Origin of the sequence: Mailhella massiliensis (genome assembly GCF_020741395.1) — a bacterium.
In the GTDB taxonomy this organism is placed as follows: domain Bacteria; phylum Desulfobacterota; class Desulfovibrionia; order Desulfovibrionales; family Desulfovibrionaceae; genus Mailhella; species Mailhella massiliensis_A.
Genome location: NZ_DYZA01000152.1, coordinates 1 through 3812, shown reverse-complemented (window position 1 = coordinate 3812; position 3812 = coordinate 1). Strand labels below are relative to the sequence as shown.

Sequence of the window (3812 nt, the reverse complement as noted above, 5' to 3'; positions counted from 1 at the left end):
ACCACGCCCCCGAAGGCCGAAGCCAACAGAGCGGTATACAGGGCTTCCTCCGCCCTCCCCTGTTTGGTCATGGGGTATCCGTCAAAGGTGGTGGCAATGGAACCGGGCTGTCCGGGCGTATTGATAAGTATGGCGGCGTTGGCGCCGCCGTAGGTAGCGCCGCAGAATACCGCTCCCAGCGCAATAAGCGCAGTGCTGGTGGGCATACTGAACGTAAAAGGAATAAACAGTGCCAGTGTCGTCACCACGGAAATGCCCGGCAGCATGCCCCCTATGATGCCAATGGTCATGCCCAGGAACATCACCAGGATATTAACTGGTGCCAGAAGATTCAGACTGCCCGCGGCCAGCGCGGAAAACATTGTCAACAGATCCATAACGCAATCACTCCATTACAGACTCTTCCGCCGGAACCGTCCGGACTGAACCTCCTTCTCTCAAGAGGTTCAGCTCCGGAACCGGTTTACATACCTCTGCTACTTTTTCTTGGTGGAGTTGTAGTACTCAACAAGCTCCTTGGCTTCCGCCTGGAAGCCTTCCACAACCCCCTGAAGTTCCTCGCTGTCGCCGAAGTGAACAGGCTGGCCTGCCTTGGTCAGGCGGTCGTTCACTTCCTTCTTGGCGTAGATCCTGCCGAAACCTTCCGCATAACGTGCCTTCACTTCATCGGGAAGCCCCTTGGGCGCAATCCAGATGCGGGCGGCCATGGCTTCCACGGGATACCCCTTTTCCGTAAAGGTGGGCACACCGGGCAGTTCCGAGTCGGCGCTCTTGGAGGCCACGCCGAGGAAGTTGAACTTGGAGGCGGCATTCAGGCAGTTGCCCTTCACGGCCATAAGCGCGTCAAGGTGCCCGCCGAGCACGGCGGCTATACCCTTGGCGCCGCCGGCCATGGTGACGATATTCATGGGAACCCCCTGGCGCTGCAGCTTGAGGGCAGCTATATGGGAAGGACCGAGCACTTCAACGACGCCCACGGTCAGCTTCTTGTCGGGAGAGGCCTTGGCAGCTTCGATGAATTTCTCAAACGTGTCGTAGGGGCTTTCCTTGCGGGTCAGAAGAACAGCCACATCAAGGTTGGAAATGGCAAGATACTCGAAGTCGTCCATCGAGTAACGGCCCTTCCCGGTCAGGGTGTTCATCATAATGAGGGGGAAAGTATGCACGGCGATATTATAGCCGTCGGCCGCGTACCCCTTGAACTCCGTGGCGCCAATGGCGCCGTCGGCGCCGGGCTTGTAAATGAAGCTCAGCGGCTGGCCGAATTCCTCCATGAATTCCTTTTCAACCAGACGGGCCTGCTGGTCGGTGCCGCCGCCGGGATTGAAGGGCACGACGATTTTCACCGACTGATCGGGATTCCAGGCCGCCGGAGCGGCGGAAGGAAGGATAAGGCCCACGGCGAGCAGCAGCGCGGTCAGAAAATGTTTGTTCATAACGCCTCCTTGAAAAATGAAAAACATGGATCCGTTTCCATAGCCTCAGTACATGCGGGACAAACTGCCCGCGGGTATCTCAATAAAGCTGGGGAACTCTGTCGTTGAAGACCTGAATTCTGGCCCTTGTCTGACGGACAAGTTCAGGGTCGAAGTCGGCGCAGATAATGTCCTCTTCAGTATCGGCATGGGCAAGCACCGTGCCGTCTGGAGCAATGATCATGGAATTGCCGGCAAACACTTCCTGTCCGGTCACACCGCAACGGTTGCAGGCGACGACATACATCTGGTCCTCAATGGCGCGGGCGCGCAGCAGCGTAACCCAGTGCTCACGGCGCGGAAGCGGCCACTCGGCGCTTACAAAAAGGGCCTCCGCCCCTTCCACCGCCAGCTTCCGCACCAGTTCGCAGAAGCGGATATCGTAGCAGATCACCGACGCGCAACGCATACCGCCGAGAGTAAAGGACAGAGGGGCTTCCCCCTGCGCCAGATACTTGTCCTCATCCATCAGGCGGAACAGGTGTATCTTGTCGTATCCGGCAACGTACTTCCCTTCACTGTCCACAACCTGGGCGCGGTTGTATACTCTGCCGCCTTTTTCCGCGAGCACGGAGCCGCCGACAAAGGACACATGATACTGAACGGCAAGTTCACCCAGAAAGGCCGCATCGTCGCTGCCCATGGGAGAGGCCAGCTCTTCAGCGCGCTCGAGGTCATAGCCCGTGGACCACAGTTCAGGCAGTACTATAACATCCGGCGGGCATGCGGCCTGCATGGCTTCGGCCACCATACGCCTGACCGTGGCCCTGTTGGCCTCCCTGTCCCCTTTCACCACATCCATCTGAATGGCACATATTCTCATGACTTCATCATCCTCAATAAAAGCAGATTATCGATGCCGGCACATGCTGCCGGGCACGGATGCGGGCCGTTTTCACGAACACGGCTCTTCAGGCCCGCACCGTCGGTATTTCTGGAACAGAACGCCTAATTTCTGTCGTCCAGGCAGAGCACGTCGTAATGCTGCTCTATGGAGCGGCCCGTTTTCTGATCTTCCATCCTGATATCCCAGGCGGAGGCGTAGCGCAGCTGACCGCCCACCACGGGCACGGTACCGCTGCAGAAAGCCACGGGACCTTCACAGGGGGCGTCGGCCTTGGCAAGCTCAAGCAGCTTTTCCCACCCGAGCAGGCTGCTCACCGGGGCATCCTGGTACAAAGTCTTTTCCGGAAGCCAGGCGTAACAGGTCAGCCGGAGTTCATCCCAGTGATCCTTCACATCGTCCAGCGCCCAGAATTCCGGCCCTATGACCTTGGGGCATATCTGTTTGGCTTTGGAAACCGATACGCTCTCCAGCTTGCGATCCGAATGATCGCTCACCACGGTGAAATAGAGCCTACCCTCCGCATCGGGAGCCATAAAGAACTCTACTTCCGCGGAAGTTTCCTCTCCCACGACCTGAATATTGTCCGTGCAGACTATCTGGGCCGGGGAAACCCAATACATGGAAGGGATACTCGCCGGGCGGGGCACGCCGAGCCTGGCAAGTTCTTCCACATGCAGACGCACACTTTCCTGATCCCTTCCGGCATAGCCTATGGCCACGCAGGAGTTGAAAAGAAGCGCTCTTTCTTCCAGCGCGCCGTCAAGACGCCGTACCTTTACTTTGAGTTCCATATCCACTCCTACAGGATTCCTTCCAGGCTTCGGAAAATATGAAGCTTGGTCTGTTCGTTATGATAGCGCACCGCCTCGCGCACTTCCTTTTTCCGCCGGCGGAGTATGCCGGCGGCAATGGCGTCATGCTCAGCCGCCACGGAGCTTCTGTTGCCGTTGCGCGATTTCAAGGCCATGATACCCAATCTCACGGATTCCAGATTGATCTGCTGCCAGAACTTGCCCAGCCTGGAATTTACGTTAAAATACATAAGCTCCGTATGAAATTTCGTGTCGGTAGTCATGTATTCCATCTCGTCGAAATTCGGAGAGCTTCCACCACGCTTCAGACTGTCGGACAACGCAACGAGCCTTTCTCCCACAAGCGTATTGGCCTTTTCTTCAAAAATACGCTCCACACCACGCAGTTCCAAAAGCTGACGTATCTCGAAAAGCTCTTCGACATCTTCACTGGATATCGGCTTTACTTCCATAACATTGCGCTTGAGGCTGTTCTGCACCCATCCTTCGTGGGTCAGCCTGCGCAGGGCCTCCCTCACAGGAGTACGGCTCATTTCCAGCTGTTCCGCAAGGCTGCGTTCCTGCAAAGCCGTTCCCGGGACAATCTCAAAGGAAACGATACTCTGCAGAAGCTGATCGTAGGCCATGGAAGAAAGATTCGGCTGTGACATTGGTACACCGTTCCTTTTATTTGTATAC

The 3812-nt window shown here is 56.7% G+C and carries 5 protein-coding genes; all 5 read right to left on the bottom strand.

The window, feature by feature from the left end:
* On the bottom strand, positions 1-377 hold a 377-nt coding region (locus K8W16_RS07520), incomplete at its 3' end, for a tripartite tricarboxylate transporter permease (RefSeq protein WP_304122537.1).
* Between the two features lie 99 nt (positions 378-476).
* Positions 477-1436, bottom strand: a complete 960-nt coding sequence (locus K8W16_RS07515; protein ID WP_304122536.1) for a tripartite tricarboxylate transporter substrate binding protein — start codon at positions 1434-1436, stop codon at positions 477-479.
* A gap of 79 nt (positions 1437-1515) precedes the next feature.
* Positions 1516-2298, bottom strand: a complete 783-nt coding sequence (locus tag K8W16_RS07510) for a carbon-nitrogen family hydrolase (protein ID WP_304122535.1) — start codon at positions 2296-2298, stop codon at positions 1516-1518.
* Positions 2299-2423: 125 nt separating this feature from the next.
* Complete coding sequence (locus K8W16_RS07505) at positions 2424-3113, bottom strand: DUF2848 family protein (protein WP_304122534.1); 690 nt, start codon at positions 3111-3113, stop codon at positions 2424-2426.
* Between the two features lie 8 nt (positions 3114-3121).
* Complete coding sequence (locus tag K8W16_RS07500; RefSeq protein WP_304122533.1) at positions 3122-3784, bottom strand: GntR family transcriptional regulator; 663 nt, start codon at positions 3782-3784, stop codon at positions 3122-3124.
* Positions 3785-3812: the final 28 nt, after the last annotated feature.